The organism is uncultured Haliea sp. (assembly GCF_963973825.1).
Classification (GTDB): domain Bacteria; phylum Pseudomonadota; class Gammaproteobacteria; order Pseudomonadales; family Halieaceae; genus Haliea.
The window spans coordinates 166,303-187,008 of sequence record NZ_CAXBAE010000006.1 but is presented as its reverse complement, the minus strand read 5'-3'; the positions used below and the strand labels follow the sequence as shown (position 1 = coordinate 187,008).

Genomic DNA, 20,706 nt, shown 5'->3' with positions numbered 1-20,706 from the left:
TGTATCAGGGCGCCTTAGCGCCCCCTCTCCCGGAATTTCTCCATTTCCTGGTCTATGGTGAAGGATGCCGGGCGCTGCCGAGGCGGGAATTCCTCAAACGTTGCAAGGAACTGCCGAACCAGGATGGCGCCGGGAATGCCGCGCGCTGCGATCTTCTTGTCCCACCACCGGTCATACATGTTGGAATCGGTATCGGCGCGCTCAAAGGGGTCCTGCCGCAGGTTGAACACCTTGGGAACGCGCAGGGTGACAAAGGGGTCCCGCCAGACATCGAAGGAGTGCGCGCGCTGCTCGGCGAAGACCAGTTTCCAGTCGCCATCCCGTACGGCGAGCATGTCGCCGTCGTCACTGGCGTAGAAAAACAGCTTGCGCGGGCCCTGCTCCTCGCTGCCGGTCAGGTAGGGCAGGAAGTTGTAGCCATCCAGGTGCACCCGGAAGTTCTTGCCGCCCACTTTGTGGCCCTTCAGAAGTTTGCCCTTGATCTCGCTGTCGCCGGCGGCGGCCATCAGGGTGGGCACCCAGTCGAGGTGCGACATGATGTCGTTGGAGATGGTGTTGGACGGTACCTTGCCGGGCCAGCGCACGATGGCCGGCACGCGGAAACCGCCTTCCCAGTTGGTGTTTTTCTCGCCGCGGAAAGGCGTGATGCCGGCGTCCGGCCACTGGTTGTAGTGCACCCCGTTGTCGGTGGTGTAAATGACGATGGTATTGTCGGCTATGCCCAGTTCGTCCAGCTTGGCCAGCAGGGTGCCTACGTGGTTGTCGTGTTCCACCATGCCGTCGTTGTAAAAGCCCTGGCCTGACAGGCCACTGCTTTCGCTCTTCAGGTGTGTGTAGTAGTGCATGCGCGTGGAGTTGAACCAGACGAAGAAGGGCTGCTCTTTGGCGTGGGCGCGATCCATGAAATCGAGGGACGCGGCGAGGAATTCCTCGTCCACGGTCTCCATGCGCTTGCGGTTGAGGGGGCCGAGGTCCTCAATCTTGCCGTCGGCACTGGAGCGGATAACCCCTCGCGGCGTCACCAGACGGGTGATATTGGGGTCGGTAGGCCAGGCCGGATCTTCCGGCGCCTCTTCGGCGTTCAGGTGGTAGAGGTTGCCGAAGAACTCATCGAAGCCGTGGTTGGTGGGCAGGAACTCGTCTCGGTCGCCCAGATGGTTCTTGCCGAACTGTCCCGAGGTGTACCCCAGGGGCTTCAGCAATTCGGCCAGGGTCGGATCCTCGGGCTGGATGCCGATTGCGGCGCCGGGTACGCCAACCTTGGTCAGCCCGGTGCGTAGCGGGTGTTGGCCGGTGATAAATGCGGAGCGGCCGGCGGTGCAGCTCTGTTCACCGTAATAGTCGGTAAACATCATGCCCTCGTTGGCAATACGGTCGATGTTGGGTGTTTGGTAACCCATCATGCCGTGGCTGTATTTGCTGATGTTGGTGATGCCGATGTCATCGCCCATGATTACCAGAATATTGGGTCGCTCCGCCGCTGCCGCACCCATGGCAAGGGTCAGGGTGGAGCAGAGCAAAAGCAGATAGCGGTACGGGCGCTGGCGACGCGGATTCATTATTGTTCTCCTGCTGCGTGACGGATAAATAGCGGCGCTGGGCTGACGCAGAGAAAGGCAGCGGCTGTCCGCTTGAGGTTATGGGCAGATCCCCCGGGTGTCAATGCGGCGGCGGCCCCGGGTGCGTGGTGACCAGTTCCTGCAGGGCCACACTGAAGGCGCGGGACAACGCTGCCGTGGACACACCGATCATGAGTGCGCCGTTGATGGCTTCCAGCGGGCCCAGCAGGCGATGCTCCGCCGACATCACAACATCGCCATAGCCCAGCGTGGCGAAATTGACCGCCGAGTGATAGATGGCCTCATTGAGGGTGGCAAATTCTCCCAGCCAGTAGAACAACAGCGCCCAGGCAGTAAACTGCAGCGTGTTGCCGGCGATGAGAATCAGCATCAGCGCGCCCGTCACCCGCATGGAGGCCAGAAACCGTGAGGGCATCGCCTGCCGTTGACGGGCGTAGTAGCGCAGGGCAGCGACGACCAGTATGCCCTGCAGCAGCAGGCAGATACTCATCATAGACAGGCCCAGCAACAGATTCTGCAGCACTAGAACACTCCTTCGGGTTTTGGCCGCAGTGCGCGGCGCGCGGCGAGCGCCGTCCGCAGCCGTTCCAGCAACGACATGGCGAACACGGCATAGAGGGTCACGGCAAAGAACAGTGTCATGCGCACGGCGAAAGCCTGAAACACATCCTTGCCTTGCTCGCTGTCGGCGACCGATGCGCCGAGGAGGATGATCATGGTGGTCAGCGAGTTGACCCAGAAGGTCGGTGGCCAACGGGTTCGCCAGACGCCGTAGATGGGAGCCCCCAGCAGCAGGCTGACCAGGGTCACCCAGCCGACAAAAAACCACAGGTTGACGGCCATTTGCAGGCAGAACCAGATGAGGACGGCGCAGGCACCACCCAGGGCGGTCGAGCCCAGCAGCTCGCGACTGGCGTAGCGCAGGGAAACTGTCGTGGACTCGCGTCCGAGGAGAATACTCTTGACCGCGAGGGGGACATACAGGGTGGGGTTTATCAGGGTGAGTATGAACGCCGGCAGTACGATCAGGGTGGCGCGCAGCGAAAGCCAGTTGGCCTCCGCAAGTGCCGGTGGTTTTTCCGGGGTCGGGGCATCGCCCGGGTCTTCCGGAAACAGCAGATAGGCAATCCAGTGGGTGAAAACGGCGCTGGCGATACCCAAAACCAGTGCGGCGATAACGGCACTAGCCAGTGCCTGGCTGAGCACGCTGGTGGCCGGAATGACGGTCAGTCCCATGGCGACGAGCGTCGCGGGAGCCTGCTGGCCATGCGCCAGTGCCAGGCGATTGCTGAAAAACAGCCCGAGTAGAATGGCCAGCAGGGCAGACACTGCGGCGTATTGCAGCATGGGGCCGAGTACCACGCCGATGCCCAGAGAGGCCATTACGAACAGCAGCAGCGCCAGTAATTTGCGCGGCCCCGGGGGTGGCCCGGGCAGGATGCCGAGCATGACCGCAAACAGGGGTGCAATGTAGGCGATGGTCAGTCCCGAACCGTAGCCCAGGGCCAGCGACAGACCAACGCTCGTCGCCAGTCTGAAGGTCCGGCGTGCGGCAATTGGCAGGGTGTGAGCGCGGCGCATCGTCAGTAGGCGTAGGACAACAGGCTGAGGAAGCGTATGTAGAGCTTGCCCAGCATCCCGAGTACGCCGTGGCCTTCGGTATAGGCGATGACCGAGGCCTGTCCGCCGATGCGCAGCTGTGCCCTGACATCATCCTGCAGGGGCAGGTCCAGCGCCACCTGCACCGGGAAGCGCTGCGCCTGGCGCAGCCAGTCACGGCTGTTCTGCACGGTGGGCAGCGCGCCGGGTGGCGGTTTGCTGCTGGCGCTGACGCCCACCCCGATGTTGCGAACCGTACCGCTGAGCACGCGCCCGGGGAGCGCATCGAGGACAATCTCCACGGGCGTTCCACGGCGCAGGTTGCCCAGGTTGTTCTCGGTGTAGGCGGCATTGATCCAGACGTCCGCCACGGCGATCAGCGTCATCACCGGGGTTCCGGCACCGGCAAACTGGCCGACCTCGGCGCGCAGGTCGGTAATGACGCCGTCGGATTCGGCCACCACGGTGGTGTTGTCGAAGTCCAGCTGGGCGCGGGCGACGCCGGTGCGCGCGGACTGCAGCATGGTGTTCTCGGCGAGGGAGTCGCCACCCTTCTGCTCGATGGCGCGCTGGATATCGGCCTCTGCGGCGGCGACGCGAGCGCTGGCCTGCTCCAGGCTGGCTGCGGACACTTCCAGCCGGCGCTCGGAGAGGGTGCCCGGGTCTTCCTCGCGCAGCCGTTTGAGACGGGTGTAGTCCTGCCGCGCCTGGGTTTCACTCGCCAGCGCCGCGCGCAGGTTGGCGCGTGCCGCGGTGACTGCGGCATCACCGGCATCTACCTGCTTCTCGGCGTTGGCCAGTTCCGCCTGTGCCCGTTGCAGGGCGAGTTCGTACTGCGACTGGTCAATGGTGAACAGTGGCTGTCCTGCCGTCACCCGACTGTTATTCTCCACGGCAACGTGGGTCACGATGCCGGCCACCTTGGGTGCCACGCCGACCACATAACCCTCGATGCGCGCCTGTGAGGTGTAGGGCGTAAAGCGGTCGGCGAGCAGGTACCAGCAGAGGGTCGCCAGCAGCAGGGCCAGCAGGCCCAGGCTTCCTCTCGTGACGCTGCGCGATGCCGGTGTGTCCGCCACTGGCGTTGGGGTCGAATCCGCGGTATCGGCTGCGGCCTGCGCTTGTTCGCTCATTGTGTGGAATCCGGCTCTTGGGCTAGGGGGGATTGCAGCAGTTCGCCCCAGTCGGTGCGCTGCTGCATGGTGTCGCGAATGTCGGGGGGTAGCAGGGTGTCCAGGGTGGCCGGTGTCCAGCCACCGCCGAGTGCCCGGTACAGGTCGATGACGGCGTTGACATGCTGGCCCCGGTTGAGAACAGCGCGGTCCGACTGCGCGAAGGTGACCGCCTGCGCATCGAGCACCCGTTGAAACCCTGAATAGCCCTCCTGGTAGCGGCGGGTCGCAATGTCCAGTGAGCGTTCCGCAGCCTGCAGGGACTGGTCCAGGATGTCCTGCGTGTCCCGGGTGCGGCTGATGCGGTTGGCGGCATCATCGATCTCGCGGGCGGCATTCAGGGTGACACCGCGGAAGCCCTCAAGGGCCTGCTGCAGACGCGCGTCCTGGATACGCACGGCGTTTTCCAGCCGGCCGTAGTTGAACAGGTTCCAGCTGAAGCTGGGCCCGATCGCCAGCTGGGAGGTCTCACTGACCAGGTTCAGGCTGTTGTCGCTCCAACTCAGTGTGCCAAACAGCGAAATGGCCGGGTACAGGTCAGCCCGGGCGATACCGATTTGCGCCGACTGCGCAGCAGCCTGCCAGGCCGCTGCCCGCACGTCAGGCCGCCGCAGCAGCAGCTGTGCGGGAATGTTTTGCAGCATGTTGGGGGTGAGCGTGGGCAGTGTGCTGTCGACGGCTGCTAGTTCCGGGACATCCCCGGGGGCACGCCCCAGTGCCGCCGCCAGTGCATTGCGTGTCTGGGTCAGCGTGAGCTTGAGTCCGGGTATCGTTGCCAGCGTGGAGAGGTACTGTGATTTGGCCTGTTGCAGGTCCAGTTCCGAATCCTGGCCACGCAGGTACAGGCGTTCGGTGATCTCGAAGCTGCGCTCCTGCAGTGCCACGTTGCGTTCGGCAATTTCAATGCGCTGCAGCGTGGTCTTGTAGTTGAAGTAGAGCGAGGCAATTTGTGCGGTCAGCAGAACCTGGGCATCACGCTGGGCGGCGATGGAGGCAAAGTAGGCGGCATCGGCCGACTCTATGCCGCGCCGGAAGCGGCCCCAGAAATCCAGCTCCCAGCCCAGGCTGAAGGCCAGTTCGCCGGTGCTGAAATCGCCCGTGCCGCTGCCCGCGCGATGCTGGTTGACCCACGCCGCGTTTCCGCCCACGGTCTGTACCTGTGGATAGTTCAGGCCAGAGGCGATGCCGGCCAGTGCCCGGCTTTCGAGAACGCGCAACCCCGCCACGCGCAGCGACACGCTCTCCGAGCGTGCCGCGGCGAGGAGCTGGTTGAGCACCGGATCTTCCAGTTGCCGCCACCAGTCATCGAGGCCGGCGTTGCTGTCCGTCGCAGCGTCGGCCACGTTGGCGTACAGCTCGGGCTGCCATTCGGCAAGCCAGGCCTGTTCGGGTTCCTGAAAATCGGGGCCGAGGGGCGCACAGGCCGCCGCGGTCAGCGCTAGCCCCAGGGCAACTGCAATTCTGCCGTAGTGGGTCACCCGCCGCGCTCAGTCCTTGAATTCCTGGGTGAAGTCTGTTGCACGCGTCTCGTTTACCCAGGCCATGAAGACCTGGTAAGCGATGGCCAGAATCACGGCGCCGGCAAACAGACCGATAATGCCGCTGATCAGCATGCCGCCCAGGGCGCCGAGCAGGATCACCGGCATGGGTGCGGCGACGCCGCGGCCCAGCAGCATTGGCTTCAACACATTGTCCGCGAGGCCGGCAATCACCAGATAGATCGTGAGCAGACTATTCACCACACCGGAGCCGTCGCCGGTGGTCCAGACGTAGATGATGGCGGGTATGGTGAAAATCAGCGCGGGTACCTGCATGATGCCCAGGATCAGCGCTGCGACAGCAAAGATTCCGGGCGCCGGAATGCCGGCGAGCAGGAAGCCCACGCCAAAGAGCACTGCCTGGATAAACGCTACCCCGAGTATCCCGGTAGCGACGGAGCGTACGGTGGCCACCGAGAGTTGGTGCAACTCGTCGCCGAACTCCGCACCGCAGATGCGCCGGAAAATACGCGTGCTGGTGGCAGCGCCCGGCTGTGCATAGGCCATGAAAATGCCCGCGATCACCAGCGCAAAGAGAAAGGCCAGCAGGCTGCCAAGACCGCCGAGCAGCAGGGACGCAGCCTGCTCCGAGGCGGTGCGAATTTGCCCGGCATGCTGCTGCAGGAATTCACTCAAATTGCTGGAGGCTGCCAGCCACGCCTCGTAAATCTGTGGGCCAATCAGCGGCCAGCCTGCCACGTTTTCGCCGGGGGGCGGAACGTGCAGCGTGCCCTCCATGAGTGCGGTGTAGGTGCGCAGCATGTCTTCGGTGAAAGACATGCCCAGCATGACAGTGGGTGTTCCAAGCAACGCCAGGCCCAGCACCACCAGCAGTGTGGAGGCGCGGCCGGTGCTGGTGCCGAGTTTGTCTGCCAGTCCGCGGGTGAGCGGGTACAGGGCGATGGCCAGCACCGTCGACCAGATCATCAGGGAGAGAAACGGCGCAAAAACGCGCATCGCGAGCCAGACCAGGAGGGCGGCCATACCGAGGCGCACGGCAAGATCGACCGCTGGCGTCTGGGGAGAAGGGGTGTCGGGATTGGTCATCGGGGCGCATCCTGGCGGTCTGTTATTGAGGTGTGCCAGCGGCTGAGGCCTGTCACGCTTGCAACATAGCGAAAAATGCGGCTCGATACCACGCCAACGCAGCCGATTCGCCAGGACAGACAATGAAAAATGCGCTTCTTTCACAGCCCCTGCAGCTGCCCTGCGGGGTCGAGCTGCCAAACCGGTTGGCGAAAGCCGCCATGACGGAGGGCCTGGCGACGCCGGATGGTGTGCCCACCCCGGCGCTGAACACCCTGTATCGCCGCTGGTCTGCTGGCGGCGCGGGCCTGCTGCTGACGGGCAACGTCATTGTCGACCGCGATCATCTGGAGCGGCCCGGCAATGTGGTGATTGACCGTGAGCCGGACCCCAAGATGGCCCAAGCGCTGGCCGCGTGGGCGCAGGCCTGCACCGTTGGCGGGAATCAGGCCTGGGTGCAGCTCAGTCATGCCGGGCGCCAGACCATGAAAACCGTCAATCCGCATCCGCGGGCGCCTTCAGCCGTCAAGCTGGGGCTGCCGGGCGGGCAGTTCGGCGCCCCCGTGGCGCTGACCGTGGAGGAAATCACCGGGCTGGTCGAGCGCTTCGCAGTCGCGGCCCGCGCTGTGTGCCGCGCGGGCTTTACCGGTATCCAGGTGCATGCGGCGCATGGCTACCTGCTCTCCCAGTTCCTCAGCCCGCGCAGCAACCAGCGGCAGGATGCGTATGGCGGCAGCCTGGAAAACCGGGCGCGGCTGCTCTTGCAGGTGGTGGCGGCGGTGCGCGATGCGGTCGGCCCTACGGTGGCGGTGGCGGTGAAACTGAACAGTGCGGATTTTCAGCGCGGCGGCTTTGATTTCGGGGAAAGCCTGCGCGTGGCGACGTGGCTGGAAGCAGCCGGTGTCGACCTGATCGAAATCTCCGGTGGCACCTACGAGCAGCCCCGGCTGCTGGGCGTGGAGGGGCTGGAGGCCCCAGATCCACAAAAAGTGGCGGCATCAACCCTGGAGCGGGAGGCCTATTTCGTCGACTTTGCCCTCGCCATGCGCCGCGAACTCAGGGTGCCGCTGATGGTCACGGGCGGCTTTCGCAGCCGCGAGGCCATGCAGGAGGCGCTGGCTTCGGGTGGTGTGGATGTTATTGGCCTGGGGCGGCCGATGTGTCTGCAGACCGATGCGCCCGCGCGGCTGCTGGCGGGCGCGGAGGATCTGCCCCGTTATGAGCAGGGCCTCGGCCTGCTCCCCGGCTGGCTGGGGTTTCTCAAGCACATCAAAACGTTGCGCACACTGGATACCTTCGCCGGCCAGTACTGGTTCTACGCGCAATTGGATGCCCTGGGCAAGCGCGGCGAGGCCGAGCCGGAAATCTCGGTGTTGCGGGCAGCCCTGCGGGTGGCCATCGAGCAGCGGCGTTTGCTGCGTGGGCGCACACCCAGGCCTTGAGCGACAGCGAAGGGTTGTTTAAACGGGTCACCTTGGCCTCTAAGTGAGAGTATGACCCTTTGGTGTCACACCTTCTGAACGCTGTCGATCCTGCTTGCGTTGTCGTGAGGCTCTTCTACTTGTATCAACCGAGTGATCATGAGGTAAATGTACACTGTTTGGCAGCCGGGTTGGCCCGGCGGAGTACTTCACGACATGCAGAGGCTTTTCTGGTCTACGACTTAACGCCAGATACCAGGTACATGATGGCCGATCCGGGTGAGTATAACGATTGCTGTTCCAAATCGTTTTTAGTGTCCTTTTTGCTTCTTTCAGTCTGCATTGCGACGTTGAGCCCGATGTCACCTAATACGCTTTCTGCTTTTCTAACGCGCGCTTGAATCCCAGCTGAGTCGAAGTTAGCGTCTTCTGTCTCAAGCCACCGCTTCATTGAGCGAATGGTGGCTAGCTGCTCTTCCGTTCTGTAGGGAGGTATCAGCGGAACACATTTGTCTGATAGGTACGTTTTTATGTTGGTAAGACCACTGGAGTGAAAAAATAGTGGGACCAGGTCTCCTACTGAGTTATATCCTTCACCATTTAGGTATTTTCCGTATTGCTCGTACAAGCAAATCTTTGCAGATTCGAGAGTTTCGGATACTTTGTGTATTGACGCAGAGGAGTCTATTGAGAGACAGGTGGCCATGTTGTTCGGCTCTGCACATATAACTATGCCGCCCTTTTTGGTTACGCGCTTCATCTCTCTGATAACTCCCGCTGGGTCGGCTACATGGATCAGCACCGTTTGACATGTAACAACATCGAATGAATTATCTGGAAACGGAATCGATTCAGCGGACCCAAATAAAAGCTCAAGACGGTTTACGTTGTGGAATTTCTTACGAATTTTCGACAGATCATTGTTCGACCATTTTGAATCATTGTCGATGCCAATAACGTTAGGCGACTTCATGTGCGGACTTAATAAGCTGCTCCAGTGAAACTCGCCGCAACCCACATCGAGTAGCGAAGAGTATTCTCGTAGCCCCCACCGAATTGCCATCAGCTCCAGAAAGTCATTGTTCCACCAATGATCTCGATAATCCGAGAAGTATTCTTCGGAGTGTCCTTTTTGATCCCCACCAATCATGTTGCGCCTCGTGAGTTCTAAAGCTCTAGTATGATTCCGTGCGTCCAGCTATCTTCTCTTAAGATTGTAAGATTGTATTGGCGTCTGGGTTGGCACTAATTCTTTTGTCAAACGCTCAAGCTCCGCTTGCACCAGAACCCGGATCGAAAGTGTCGCGTATCTCGCTGTGCGCCTGTCGCTGCTCCTTAACACAATCCTGAATTCTCGTCCGTCTTCAAAATATGGACGCAGGTTAGCGGGGATCATTTCGCGGAGTAGGTACCGCGAGCCGTGACTCCTCGGCATTACCCCTCGGTGTTACAACTCCCCAGCCCAGATATGCCCCCTGATGGCTGTGTAAGCGACGTTTTTTGAAAGGCTGGAGCGGGTGATGGGAATCGAACCCACGCTATCAGCTTGGGAAGCTGAAGTTCTGCCATTGAACTACACCCGCGAAGACGTGAAAGATGGTAGCCCGAAGCGCCGGCGGCGTCAAAGCCGCAGTGGGTGTCCTGCGGGTGGCTACTGCAACTGCTCGTCCTGCTGCACTTCCACGATGCCCGCCGGATCCTGGTGGATCACCACGTCCGCGCCGGGCATGGCGGCGATAACCGCAGCCTCCACCTCGTCCGAAATGCGATGTGCCTTGACCAGCGGCATGCTGCCATCCAGCTCCAGGTGCATCTCCACAAAGTCGATGCGTCCGGCGCTGCGCGTGCGCAGGTCATGCACGCCCCGCACCTCCGGGTGGCCTTCTGCGATGGCGATGATCTGCGCGCGCTGACTGTCCGGTAGCTCCCGATCCACCAGCTCGTTGAAGGCCGAACCCATAATGCTGCGCGCCGACCACAGAATATAAAGCGCGGCACCGATGGCGAACAGCGGGTCCGTGCCCGGCCAGCCGAATTGCGCCAGCAGCAATGCCACCACAACCCCGGAATTGGTCAACAGGTCGGTGCGATAGTGCAGGGCATCCGCGCGGATGGCCGCGGATTGGGTGCGGCGGATGACATAGCCCTGAAACAGCAGCAGCACGGCCGTTGCCGCGATGGTCAACAGCATGACCGCCAGCCCGACACCGAAGGCGCCGATGGGCTCGGGGTTCAGCAGGCGTCGGGTGGCTTCCACCAGCAGTAGCACACCGGAAACGATGATAAATGCGCTTTGCGCGAGAGCTGCAATCGACTCCGCCTTGCCGTGCCCAAACCGGTGCTGGCGGTCGGCGGGCTCCAGTGCGTAGCGCACGGCGAACAGGTTGAGCAGCGATGCCCCGGAATCCATCAGCGAGTCCACCAGTGAGGCGAGAATGCTGACTGACGAGGTCTGCCAGTAGGCCACGGTCTTGGCCAGGATGAGCACGGCTGCTACGGAAACCGAGGCGTAGGTAGCCAGTTTCATCAGGCGCGCCGCCTGCGCGGGTGAGGCCGGGGAAGTCATGGGTCTGGATGTCCACTGCGGGAATAAACGAACCGCAGGATAGAGCAGCGGCGGGGTATTGGCAAAGCGTCAGGGTTGGCTGCGAGGCAGCAACCCCGGGTCCGCGATCCAGCCCTCAGTCGTCCCGGCTGACAGGGGTGCTCCAAATTGCGGCGGTCCCTGGCGCCAGGCCCATGCGGCCTGCACGGCGCACAGCAGGGCATCCAGTGTGTCTGCACCCGGGTCTTCCGCGAGGTCGTCCGGCGCGCTCACCTGCAGCCCGTAGCGTGCCAGCACGGGCTCACCACAGACTGCTCGCAGCAGGTCCTGTCGCGCCTGCCGCTGTGCCTCGGTCTGTTTGCTGCGCGTATCCTGTTTGTAGCTGCGCCTGCCGATACAGTGTCTGGCGAGCAGGCCGGGGTACGCCTCGACCGCGATGCGCGCAGGGTCGCCTGCATGCAGGCCGGGAATGGATGCCCCGCAGGCCAGCAGCCGTGGCGCGCCCTCGAAAAACATCAGCCCCACCGGAACGCCGTACAGCTTTTGCGGACTGATGGCGCCTGCCAGCTGGTCAGCCTGCCGCCGGTGTTCACGGTCGCCGGCCGGCCTGCCGCTGCGGTAGTCGTCCAGCGCACTGCGGAACCCCGCTCGCCCCAGACTCTGGGCGAGGCGCACGTAATCCGCCCATGCGGGTGGCCAGCCGATGTTGTGGATAAAGCGGCTGGACTGGCCGAAAGGAAAGTCCAGCCCCGCGATCCACGGGCCAGGGCGGCGCAGCAGTTCCTCGAACGCGTCGAAATGCTCAAGGCGGAGAAGCTCGCCGGCGGTCAGCTGGTTGCCCTGCAGGCAGCATCGCAGGGCCGTGATTGGCTTGCTTCGGCGCGGCCGGCTGGTGAAATCGATGCCCCAGATCTGCATGGCAAAGGGTGTCTCTTCGTGTCGGGTAGGCGCCTGCCATGTTAAACCGATCTGCTTCCAGATTCAGTGCAACATCGCGGCGCCCTGCCGGCGAGAGTAAGATGCAGCGGGATCCACAATAACAGGACCGTCTGCCATGGCCTCGACCACAACCCCCACGCCTTTCGACCCCGTGACCATCGGGCCCATCACCCTGCGCAATCGCTTTATCAAGTCCGGCGCCAATGAAGCCATGTGCCTGGAGGGCAAGCCCACCAAGGCGCTGGTCAAGCATCACCGGGACCTGGCAGCGGGCGGCGTGGGCATGACCACGGTGGCGTATATGGCGGTGGCGAAAGTAGGGCGGACGCTGCCTAACCAGATCTGGATGCGGCCCGAGGTGCTACCCGACCTGCGTGTGCTCACCCAGGCGGTGCACGATGAGGGCGCGGCGATCTCGGCCCAGATCACCCACGGTGGCTCATTTGTCACCGGTATGAAAGTCCCCGGACGTACCATCAGCTCCTCCTCCGGCTTCAACCCCGCCGGCCTGATGAAAGGCAATATCCTGCAGCGCGCGATGAACGAGGACGACATGGCGCGGGTGGAGGCGGAATTCGTGCAGGCCGCGGAACTGGCGCGGGAAGGCGGCTTTGACGCCGTGGAGTTGCACATGGGCCATGGTTACCTGCTCAACCAGTTTATTTCGCCCCTGAGCAATCGTCGCACCGACGAGTACGGCGGCAGTGCGGAGAACCGGGTCCGTTTTCCGGCCCGGGTGCTGGCGGCGGTGAAGCGCGCCGTTGGCAAGGACATGGCGGTGCTGGCCAAGATCAATGTGGCTGATGGCACCCGGCGCGGCGCCACGGCGGAGGACGGCGTGGTCACCGCAGGTGCGCTACAGGCGGCGGGTGCTGATATGCTGGTGCTGTCCGGCGGCCGCAACGTGGAATCCACCTGGTTCATGTTCGGCAGCAATATGAATCGGGAAATCATTGCCCGGGTGCTGAAGCAACAGGGTGAGTGGATTACGTCACTGATGATGAAGGCGGCGGCGTCCAGCGAACCCAAGATTGATTTCAAGCCCATGTATTTTCTGGAGTATTCGCGCAAGATCCGCGCCGCGGTCGACATGCCGCTGGCCTATCTGGGTGGCGCGCGTTCGCTGGCCCATGCCGAGCAGTCGCTGGCGGAAGGTTTTGACTGCGTGGTGATGGCGCGGCCGCTGATTCACGACCCGGCACTGGTGAACAAGCTGCGCAGCGGTGAGGTGATCGAGTCTGGCTGTGACAACTGTAATGGCTGTGTCGCCTACATTTACCATCCCGCCGGCACCTGGTGCGTTCACAACCCGCCCAACGACCCTGTGCTGAACACCATCCCCGCCGCGGCGGTGCAATAATCTCATCACTCAGGAGTGAATCATGGGCAGTATTCTCGATCGTTTCCGTCTCGACGGGCAGGTGGCGCTCATCACCGGAGCGGGGCGCGGTATCGGTGCCGCCACCGCGCTGGCCTACGCCGATGCCGGCGCCGACGTCGCCATCTCAGCGCGTACCCTGAGCGAATTGGAGGCCGTTGCGGAGCAGGTGCGCTCACGCGGCCGGCGCGCGCTGGTAGTCACCTGTGATGTGACCGATGGTGCACAGCGTGCAGCGCTGGTGGAGCGCACACTGGCGGAGTTTGGTCGCCTGGACATCCTGGTCAATAACGCGGGCGGTTGGGGCCCCAAGCCGGCGCTGGAGACCACGGATGAGGACTTCGATGCCTGCTTCCACTTCAACGTGACCTCGGCGTTTTCCCTGTCCCGTCTCAGCGCGCCACACATGGTGGCGACCGCGGGCAAAGGCGCTATCGTCAATATTTCGTCCGTGGCGGGCAGCCTGCCCCAGGCCGGTTTCGCCGCCTACGGCACCGGCAAGGCCGCGCTGTCCTGGCTGACGCGCGCACTGGCACAGGACTTCGCACCCAGGGTTCGGGTCAACGGCATCGGCGTTGGCGCCACAGTGACCACGGCGCTGGAGAACTTCATGACGCCGGAAATGGAGCAGACCATGTCCGCGCGCACGCCGCTGGCGCGCCTGGGCGAGGCCGAGGATATCGCCGCCTGTGCGCTGTATCTGGCGTCCCCCGCCGCGTCGTATGTCACGGGCGAGATCTGCGGTGTGAACGGCGGACTCACCTATTCCCAGGTCGAGATGCCCCGAGCCCAGTTCTAGCTGCGGCGCGGTTTTTTACGCGCGCCTGCCCTCGACGCATTGACCCCCGCAGCGGGCACGCGCACCATGGCAGCTCACGTTTCCGAACGGGGGCAGCATGAACTCGCTCAGTGTGCCCACTCTGTATCTGGTCATAGCCCTGGTGTCGGCGATGTGCACGCTGATCACCCTGATCCTGTGGCGCATCAACCGGGACATGGCGGGGGTGTTTCCCTGGTTCCTCGCCACGCTGGCCAACACCGTCGGGTTTCTGGTCGCGTTTCCATTCGCCGGTCGTGGCGGCATTGAGCACTACCTTACCGTCATCAACAACAGTCTGGCGCTGATCGGCGCCGCGCTGCTGCTGGAGGGGGCGTTACAGTTCCGTGGGCACCTCTCCCGCTGGCGTTGGCGTGCGGGTTTGCTGCTCATCCCGCTGTTCGTCTTGATTGCCTGGGTCAACCGCCTGGATCCGGTAGCGCGCCACCTCGCCCACGACCTGCTGTCCGCACCCCTGATGCTGGCGGCGGCGCTGGTGATGGTCTGGCGCACCCGGGGGGCGGCCTTCAGGGTGTATGGGCTGGCGGCACTCTTCCCGGCGTTGCTGGGCCTGGTGCTGCTGTACCGGGGTGCCTGGGCATTGCAGGAAACCCTGAGCCCCGGGGAGGGTATGGAGGCGCCGCGCGCGCTCGCGTTCCTGGCGGCCATGCTCTGCCTGATGGGCTGGACCTTTGGTATCACCGTGGCCTGCTATTTTCGCGCCCATCTCAGTACACTGCAGCTGGCTACCGAGGATGTGCTGACAGGTTTACCCAATCGCCGGCAGATTGACGCCACGCTGCAGCGCACGCTGCGCCGGGCGAAGCGCTATGCCGAGCATTTTGCCGTGTTGCTGATCGACCTCAATGAGTTCAAGCAGGTGAACGATCGCTTCGGTCATCAGGCCGGGGATCAGTTGCTGAAGGCGGTGGCACAACGCCTGCGCGGGTTTCTGCGGGAGGCGGATTTCGCCGGGCGTTTGGGAGGAGATGAGTTTCTCGTCATCCTGCACGGGGTTGGCGACAGCATTTCTGCGCAGGCTGCCCGCGATCGACTGCGCCGGGCGCTTGACGGTCCCCTGGAACTGCGCGGGACATCGGTCCTGGTGCGCAGCGCTATCGGCGTCGCTTTGTGGCCGGCACAGGGTGACAGCGCCGACGCCCTGATGCGCGCAGCCGACGCAGATATGTACAGGGATAAAACCGGGCATTCTTGAACGTTAGCAAAACATACTGTATGTTCAAATCTGCGCTGGGCGATCTGCTGCCCGTCCATTCATACGTTGTTTCGATCTGAAGAGGTGCCCTAGTGAGCGACCTGGAAAAATTTCGTGCCGACACCCGCGCCTGGCTCGAGGAAAATTGCCCCCCGGCCATGCGCGAGCCGGTGCGCGGCTTCGACGATCTTTATATGGGTGGGCGCAACCCGGAAGTTGACCACCCTGACCAGCAGGTCTGGTGCCAGCGCATGGCGGAGCGCGGCTGGACAGTGCCGCACTGGCCGCGTGAGTACGGCGGTGGCGGATTGAACAAGGAAGAGGCGAAGATCCTGCAGCAGGAGATGGCGCGGATAGGCGCGCGCCGACCGCTGGAGAGCTTCGGCATTTCCATGCTCGGCCCGGCGCTGCTCAAGTTCGGCACCGAGGCACAGAAGCAGGAACACCTGCCGCCCATCTGTCGCGGCGAGATCCGCTGGTGCCAGGGCTATTCGGAGCCGAACGCAGGGTCCGACCTGGCAAGTCTGCAAACCCGCGCCGAGGACCGTGGCGATCACTACCTGATCAATGGGCAGAAGGTCTGGACCTCGTACGCCGACAAGGCGGACTGGATATTCTGCCTGGTGCGCACCGACAACAGTGGCAGCAAGCATGAGGGCATCAGCTTCGTATTGTTCGACATGGCGAGCGAGGGCGTGACGACACGTCCGATCAAGCTGATCAGTGGCTCCTCGCCCTTCTGCGAAACTTTTTTTGACAACGTGCGTGCCGAAAAGCGCAACCTCGTTGGTGAAGAGGGCAAGGGCTGGGCAATCGCCAAGTACCTTCTTACGCACGAACGGGAAATGATTTCCGGCTTCGGTACGGCGCCGAAGAAGTCGCTGGGCTCTGTGGCCGTCGAGACCTACGGAGCGGATGCCAGCGGGCGGCTGCGCAACGGCATCCTGCGCCACACCATCGCCCAATATCAGCTGGATGCGCTGGCTTTCGGCGCCACCATGAGCCGCGTGGGCGACGAAGCCAAGGCGGGCCAGGGCCTGGGCGCCGCCTCATCCATTTTCAAGTATTACGGCACCGAGCTGAACAAGCGGCGCAACGAGCTCAACCTGGCCATCGGCGGTGAACCGGCACTGGGCTGGGACGGTGATGTGTATGAGGGTGGCGCCACCAGTCGGGACTGGCTGCGCTCCAAGGGCAACTCCATTGAGGGCGGCACCTCCGAGGTGCAGCTGAACATTATTGCCAAGCGCGTACTGGGCTTGCCGGACTGAGCGGGAGAGGACACTGACATGGCACTGGTACTGACAGAAGAACAGGTGATGCTTAAAGAGTCGGCAGCGGGGCTGCTGGCGGAGAAAGCGGGCGTGGCGCAGCTGCGCGCGCTGCGCGATGCTGATGATGCACTGGGTTTTGCGCCCGATGTGTGGCGCGACATCGCCGGGATGGGCTGGCCCGGTATCGCCATTCCGGAAGCCTACGGTGGCCTGGGCTACGGCTACACCGGGCTGGGCCTGGTGCTGGAGCAGGCGGGCCGCCACTTGAGCCCGGTGCCGCTGCAGTCAACCGTGCTGCTTGGCGCAACCCTGCTTAACGAGCTCGGCAGCGAGGCGCAGAAGCAGGCGCTGCTGGCACCCCTGGCAGCGGGCGAGCTGCACGTCACCCTGGCACTGCAGGAAGGGCCGCTGCACGCGCCGGAGGATACGGCACTGAAGGCGGAGGCAGACGGCGCGGGGTATCGCCTGCATGGCAGCAAGTGCCTGGTGCTTGATGCGCTGGCGGCGCAGCAGTTTGTGGTGATTGCGCGGACCTCCGGGGAACCCGGTGACAGTGCCGGGCTCACGGCTTTCCTGGTGCCGGCGGACGCCGCGGGCCTCACGGTGGAGCGGCGCAGCCTGGTGGACGCCCGCGGTGTGGGCGCGCTGCAGCTGGATGCGGTGCAGGTGCCTGCCGATGCGGTTCTGGGTGATGTGGATGGCGCCTGGGACGGGCTCAGCCGCAGCCTCGATATCGCCAATATCGGGCTTGCAGCAGAGCTGCTGGGTATCGCAACAGAGGCCTTCGAACGTACCGTGGGGTACCTCAAGGAGCGCAAGCAGTTCGGCAAGGTTATCGGGTCTTTCCAGGGCTTGCAGCACCGCGCCGCGGAGCTGTTTGCCGAACTGGAGCTGTCCCGCTCCCTGGTGCTCAAGGCGCTGCAGGCGATTGATGCAGATGACCCCCAGTTGCCCGTGCTGGCGAGCGCGGCGAAGGCCAAGCTCTGTGAGGTGGCCCAGCGCGCGACCAACGAGGGTATCCAGATGCATGGTGGTATCGGCATGACGGATGAGTACGACATCGGTTTTTTCATCAAGCGCGCGCGGGTGGCGCAGCATTGTTTCGGTGACTACAACTACCACCTCGACCGTTTCGCCAGACTGAGCGGTTTCTGAGGCGCATTGCCGCCGCTATGCAGACATCTGACGATCTGTTCGCCGCCCGGGTTGCCGCATTGACGGCGCCCGGGCAGCCCTTTGCCCTGGAAACGGTCACGGTGGGTAGCGTGGCGTATCGCTCCTACTGCAACATGCCCCGTAACCTGGGGCAGTACTGCGCGTTAATGCGCCAGCATGGCGATCGCTGCTTCGCTGTCTACCGCGAGCAGCGCTACAGCTTCGAGGAGGCCTGGGCGCACAGTGCAGCGCTTGCCACGGCGCTGCAGCAGCGCTTCGGCGTGACCCACGGCGACCGTGTTGCCATTGTCAGTCGCAACAACCCGGAATGGATGTTGGCGTTCATCGCGATTGTCTCGATCGGGGCGGTGGCGGTGCCGATGAACGCCTGGTGGACGAGTGAGGAGCTGGATTACGGCATCGAGGACAGCGGCAGTCGCGTCGTGATTGCCGATCCCGAACGGGTCAGCCGTCTGGCGCCAATCGCGGCGCGCCACGCGCTGTCGATCATCGCGGTGGGCGACTGCAGAGGTATTCCCGTGGAATCCGCAGCCTTCGACACCCTGCTACAGTCCTTCCGGGGTGCGGACATGCCCGAGGTTGCGGTGGCCCCCGATGACGACGCCACCATCATGTATACCTCCGGTTCTACCGGGCATCCCAAGGGGGCCGTTTCCACGCACCGGGCGATTCTGGCCGCGCTCTGGAGCTGGTTGCTGCAGGGTACCGTGAACAAGCAGTTGGCGGGTGCGACATCCAGGCCGCCTTATCCGCCCGCGGGCCTCCTGACCATTCCGCTGTTTCACTGCACGGCCAGCCACTCGGCCTTTCTGCTCTCGCTGTTGGTGGGCCGTAAACTGGTGATTATGCACAAGTGGGATGCGCAGGAAGCACTGCGGTTGATCGAGGCGGAGCGGATTACCTGGTTCAACGGTGTGCCCACCATGTCGGCGGAGCTGCAGGCCGCTGCCGCCGAGAGCGCGTATGATCTGGCCTCGCTGGCCGAGATCTTCTCGGGGGGTGCGGCCCGGCCCCCCGATCAGGTGGGGAAAATTGCGGGAACCTTTCCGGGGTCGGCACCGGGCATTGGCTACGGACTCACCGAGACCAATGCCCTCGGCGCCGTAAATGCGGGTGCCGCATACGTTGCGCGGCCTTCGAGTACCGGGCGCGCGGTGCCCGCAGTCACCGAGTTCAAGGTGATTGACGGCGCAGGTCACACTGTGCCCGCCGGTGAGCGTGGCGAGCTGTGCATCAAGTCTACGGCGAATGTGCGCGGCTACTGGAACAAACCGGAAGCCACCCGCGAGGCCTTCGTCGACGGCTGGTTTCACACCGGTGATGTGGCCTGCCTGGATGACGAGGGCTTTCTGTATATCGTCGATCGCATCAAGGACATCATTATCCGCGGGGGAGAGAACATCAGCTGCATCGAGGTGGAAGCGGCGCTACATCGGCACCCCGCAGTGCGCGAGGCCGCGGTGTTCGGCCTCCCCGATGTACGCCTCGGTGAAACGGTGGGAGCGGTTGTCACGGTGCGTGCCGGGGCGGCACTGAATGCGGAGCAGCTGCAGGGCTTTCTGCGCGAACACCTGGCGGCCTTCAAGGTGCCGCAGCGGGTCTGGCTGCAGGAGCAGCCCCTGCCGCGCATCGCCTCAGGCAAGATTTTCAAGCGTCAGCTGAAGGCCCAGTACAGTGCCGGGTTGACGCAGGCGGCCAAAGACGAATAGTTGGCTAATCTTAATCACACACAGCAAGAGCGAGCATGCCATGGATCTCGGAGTCAGTGACAAACTACAACCCCTGCTGGCGCAGGTAAGGGCCTTCGTCGCGGAGGAAATCGAGCCGCTGGAAGCGGAGTATATGGCGGAGATCGGTGTCGGGGACCGCTGGCAGTTCACCCCCCGTCAGACCGAGATCATGGAAACCCTGAAGGGCAAGGCGAAAGCGGCCGGCCTGTGGAACTTCTTCCTGACCGACGGCGAGCATGGCTCCGGCCTGACCACCGTGGAATATGCCTATCTTGCCGAGGAAATGGGCAAGTCGCATATCGCCGCCGAGGTGTTCAACTGTGCCGCCCCGGACACCGGCAACATGGAGGTGCTGCACAAGTACGGCAGCGAGGCGCAGAAACGCGAGTGGCTTGAGCCGCTGCTGAATGGCGAGATTCGCTCCGCCTACGCCATGACCGAGCCCGGCGTGGCCTCATCGGACGCCACCAACATCAGCACATCCGCGGTGCTTGACGGTGACGAGTGGGTCATCAACGGCGAGAAGCACTATATCTCCGGCGCCGGTGACCCGCGCTGCAAGATCATGATTGTGATGGTCAAGACCGACCCCGATGCGCCCAAGCACCTGCAGCAGTCCCAGATACTGGTGCCCATGGATACGCCCGGCGTAGAGAACCTGCGCGCGATGAACGTGTTTTCCATGGACGATGCGCCCCACGGCCACATGCACCAGCGTTACACCAACGTGCGGGTACCCAGGGAAAACATGATCCTGGGGCCGGGCCGCGGTTTCGAGATCTCCCAGGGGCGGCTCGGCCCCGGTCGTATTCACCACTGCATGCGTGCCATCGGGGCGGCGGAGAAGGCGCTCCAACTCCTGTGTGAGCGCGCGGTTTCCCGCACGGCGTTTGGCAAGCCTCTCGCGCGTCTCGGCGGCAATGTCGATATCATCGCCAACGCGCGCATGGATATCGAAATGGCCCGCCTGCTCACCCTGAAAACCGCGTGGATGATGGATAACGTGGACCCGAAGGAAGCCCGGGTCTGGATCTCCATGATCAAGACCGCGGTGCCCAATATCTCCATCCGCATTGTCGACCAGGCAATCCAGATGTACGGTGCACTCGGTGTCTCCCAGGATACGCCGCTGGCCACCATGTACATGGGCCAGCGCACCCTGCGCCTGGCGGACGGCCCGGACGAAGTGCATCGCATGGTGGTGGGCCGCAACGAGCTCAGGCGCTACATGCAGCAACAGGAGGTCAACGCGACCTTCCGCGACGGCTGAGGGGCAGCCCTGGCTGATTTCACAA

The 20,706-nt window shown here is 63.4% G+C and carries 17 protein-coding genes and 1 tRNA gene; 8 read left to right on the top strand and 10 right to left on the bottom strand.

All coding sequences use genetic code 11. The annotated features are described in order from the left end of the window. Window positions 1-14: 14 nt before the first annotated feature. The 6 genes from AACZ17_RS09560 to AACZ17_RS09535 all read right to left on the bottom strand — a co-directional run bounded on the left by AACZ17_RS09560 (window position 15) and on the right by AACZ17_RS09535 (window position 6,936). Entirely contained in the window at window positions 15-1,493 is a 1,479-nt protein-coding gene (locus AACZ17_RS09560) for an arylsulfatase (RefSeq protein WP_290738023.1), read from the bottom strand. A gap of 166 nt (window positions 1,494-1,659) precedes the next feature. Continuing rightward, window positions 1,660-2,103: an ion channel gene (locus tag AACZ17_RS09555; RefSeq protein WP_290737956.1), complete on the bottom strand. Its 444-nt coding sequence runs from the start codon at window positions 2,101-2,103 to the stop codon at window positions 1,660-1,662. Next, window positions 2,103-3,161 (bottom strand): DUF2955 domain-containing protein, encoded by a 1,059-nt coding sequence (locus AACZ17_RS09550; RefSeq protein ID WP_290737953.1) that lies wholly within the window; start codon window positions 3,159-3,161, stop codon window positions 2,103-2,105. The genes AACZ17_RS09555 and AACZ17_RS09550 overlap by 1 nt, the downstream gene beginning before the upstream one ends. A 2-nt stretch (window positions 3,162-3,163) precedes the next feature. Continuing rightward, complete coding sequence (locus AACZ17_RS09545) at window positions 3,164-4,312, bottom strand: HlyD family secretion protein (RefSeq protein ID WP_290737950.1); 1,149 nt, start codon at window positions 4,310-4,312, stop codon at window positions 3,164-3,166. Continuing rightward, on the bottom strand, window positions 4,309-5,829 hold the full coding sequence (locus AACZ17_RS09540; protein ID WP_339638202.1) for an efflux transporter outer membrane subunit: 1,521 nt from the start codon (window positions 5,827-5,829) through the stop codon (window positions 4,309-4,311). The genes AACZ17_RS09545 and AACZ17_RS09540 overlap by 4 nt, the downstream gene beginning before the upstream one ends. Window positions 5,830-5,838: 9 nt before the next feature. Continuing rightward, window positions 5,839-6,936: an AI-2E family transporter gene (locus tag AACZ17_RS09535; RefSeq protein ID WP_339638200.1), complete on the bottom strand. Its 1,098-nt coding sequence runs from the start codon at window positions 6,934-6,936 to the stop codon at window positions 5,839-5,841. 122 nt (window positions 6,937-7,058) lie between these two features. Between AACZ17_RS09535 and AACZ17_RS09530 the strand changes: the two genes are divergently transcribed. Next, entirely contained in the window at window positions 7,059-8,357 is a 1,299-nt protein-coding gene (locus AACZ17_RS09530) for an NADH:flavin oxidoreductase/NADH oxidase family protein (RefSeq protein WP_290737942.1), read from the top strand. A 214-nt stretch (window positions 8,358-8,571) separates the two neighbouring features. Here AACZ17_RS09530 and AACZ17_RS09525 read toward each other — a convergent pair whose 3' ends face one another. From AACZ17_RS09525 to AACZ17_RS09510, 4 genes are all read right to left on the bottom strand, one after another. Continuing rightward, the gene (locus AACZ17_RS09525; protein ID WP_339638198.1) at window positions 8,572-9,486 is read right to left on the bottom strand and encodes a class I SAM-dependent methyltransferase; all 915 of its coding nucleotides are present in this window, start codon (window positions 9,484-9,486) and stop codon (window positions 8,572-8,574) included. 359 nt (window positions 9,487-9,845) lie between these two features. Beyond that, window positions 9,846-9,919 (bottom strand) — tRNA-Gly (locus AACZ17_RS09520). A 68-nt stretch (window positions 9,920-9,987) separates the two neighbouring features. Next, window positions 9,988-10,902, bottom strand: a complete 915-nt coding sequence (locus AACZ17_RS09515) for a cation diffusion facilitator family transporter (RefSeq protein ID WP_290737936.1) — start codon at window positions 10,900-10,902, stop codon at window positions 9,988-9,990. Window positions 10,903-10,971: 69 nt separating this feature from the next. Beyond that, the gene (locus AACZ17_RS09510; protein ID WP_290737933.1) at window positions 10,972-11,799 is read right to left on the bottom strand and encodes a DUF429 domain-containing protein; all 828 of its coding nucleotides are present in this window, start codon (window positions 11,797-11,799) and stop codon (window positions 10,972-10,974) included. 136 nt (window positions 11,800-11,935) lie between these two features. Here AACZ17_RS09510 and AACZ17_RS09505 point away from each other — a divergent pair, with 136 nt between their 5' ends. The 7 genes from AACZ17_RS09505 to AACZ17_RS09475 all read left to right on the top strand — a co-directional run bounded on the left by AACZ17_RS09505 (window position 11,936) and on the right by AACZ17_RS09475 (window position 20,681). Further along, window positions 11,936-13,180 carry an NADH:flavin oxidoreductase gene (locus tag AACZ17_RS09505; RefSeq protein WP_290737930.1) on the top strand — a complete coding sequence of 415 codons (1,245 nt, stop codon included), beginning with the start codon at window positions 11,936-11,938 and terminating at the stop codon, window positions 13,178-13,180. A 22-nt stretch (window positions 13,181-13,202) separates the two neighbouring features. After that, window positions 13,203-13,997, top strand: coding sequence for an SDR family oxidoreductase (locus AACZ17_RS09500; protein WP_290737927.1), 795 nt, complete (start codon window positions 13,203-13,205; stop codon window positions 13,995-13,997). 97 nt (window positions 13,998-14,094) lie between these two features. Continuing rightward, entirely contained in the window at window positions 14,095-15,231 is a 1,137-nt protein-coding gene (locus AACZ17_RS09495) for a GGDEF domain-containing protein (RefSeq protein ID WP_290737924.1), read from the top strand. A 92-nt stretch (window positions 15,232-15,323) separates the two neighbouring features. Beyond that, the gene (locus tag AACZ17_RS09490; RefSeq protein ID WP_290737921.1) at window positions 15,324-16,502 is read left to right on the top strand and encodes an acyl-CoA dehydrogenase family protein; all 1,179 of its coding nucleotides are present in this window, start codon (window positions 15,324-15,326) and stop codon (window positions 16,500-16,502) included. A gap of 18 nt (window positions 16,503-16,520) precedes the next feature. After that, window positions 16,521-17,660 (top strand): acyl-CoA dehydrogenase family protein, encoded by a 1,140-nt coding sequence (locus tag AACZ17_RS09485; protein ID WP_290737918.1) that lies wholly within the window; start codon window positions 16,521-16,523, stop codon window positions 17,658-17,660. A gap of 17 nt (window positions 17,661-17,677) precedes the next feature. After that, on the top strand, window positions 17,678-19,390 hold the full coding sequence (locus AACZ17_RS09480) for a class I adenylate-forming enzyme family protein (RefSeq protein ID WP_290737915.1): 1,713 nt from the start codon (window positions 17,678-17,680) through the stop codon (window positions 19,388-19,390). Window positions 19,391-19,430: 40 nt separating this feature from the next. Next, entirely contained in the window at window positions 19,431-20,681 is a 1,251-nt protein-coding gene (locus tag AACZ17_RS09475; protein WP_290737912.1) for an acyl-CoA dehydrogenase family protein, read from the top strand. The last annotated feature ends 25 nt before the right edge of the window (window positions 20,682-20,706 follow it).

Excerpts from the sequence above, each read along its gene's own strand:
- AACZ17_RS09495 (WP_290737924.1), top strand. The coding sequence starts at position 14,095 with ATGAACTCGCTCAGTGTGCCCACTCTGTATCTGGTCATAGCCCTGGTG.
- AACZ17_RS09535 (WP_339638200.1), bottom strand. The coding sequence starts at position 6,936 with ATGACCAATCCCGACACCCCTTCTCCCCAGACGCCAGCGGTCGATCTT.
- AACZ17_RS09545 (WP_290737950.1), bottom strand. The coding sequence starts at position 4,312 with ATGAGCGAACAAGCGCAGGCCGCAGCCGATACCGCGGATTCGACCCCA.
- AACZ17_RS09510 (WP_290737933.1), bottom strand. The coding sequence starts at position 11,799 with ATGCAGATCTGGGGCATCGATTTCACCAGCCGGCCGCGCCGAAGCAAG.
- AACZ17_RS09505 (WP_290737930.1), top strand. The coding sequence starts at position 11,936 with ATGGCCTCGACCACAACCCCCACGCCTTTCGACCCCGTGACCATCGGG.
- AACZ17_RS09485 (WP_290737918.1), top strand. The coding sequence starts at position 16,521 with ATGGCACTGGTACTGACAGAAGAACAGGTGATGCTTAAAGAGTCGGCA.
- AACZ17_RS09475 (WP_290737912.1), top strand. The coding sequence starts at position 19,431 with ATGGATCTCGGAGTCAGTGACAAACTACAACCCCTGCTGGCGCAGGTA.
- AACZ17_RS09500 (WP_290737927.1), top strand. The coding sequence starts at position 13,203 with ATGGGCAGTATTCTCGATCGTTTCCGTCTCGACGGGCAGGTGGCGCTC.
- AACZ17_RS09515 (WP_290737936.1), bottom strand. The coding sequence starts at position 10,902 with ATGACTTCCCCGGCCTCACCCGCGCAGGCGGCGCGCCTGATGAAACTG.
- AACZ17_RS09525 (WP_339638198.1), bottom strand. The coding sequence starts at position 9,486 with ATGATTGGTGGGGATCAAAAAGGACACTCCGAAGAATACTTCTCGGAT.
- AACZ17_RS09530 (WP_290737942.1), top strand. The coding sequence starts at position 7,059 with ATGAAAAATGCGCTTCTTTCACAGCCCCTGCAGCTGCCCTGCGGGGTC.
- AACZ17_RS09550 (WP_290737953.1), bottom strand. The coding sequence starts at position 3,161 with ATGCGCCGCGCTCACACCCTGCCAATTGCCGCACGCCGGACCTTCAGA.
- AACZ17_RS09480 (WP_290737915.1), top strand. The coding sequence starts at position 17,678 with ATGCAGACATCTGACGATCTGTTCGCCGCCCGGGTTGCCGCATTGACG.
- AACZ17_RS09560 (WP_290738023.1), bottom strand. The coding sequence starts at position 1,493 with ATGGGTGCGGCAGCGGCGGAGCGACCCAATATTCTGGTAATCATGGGC.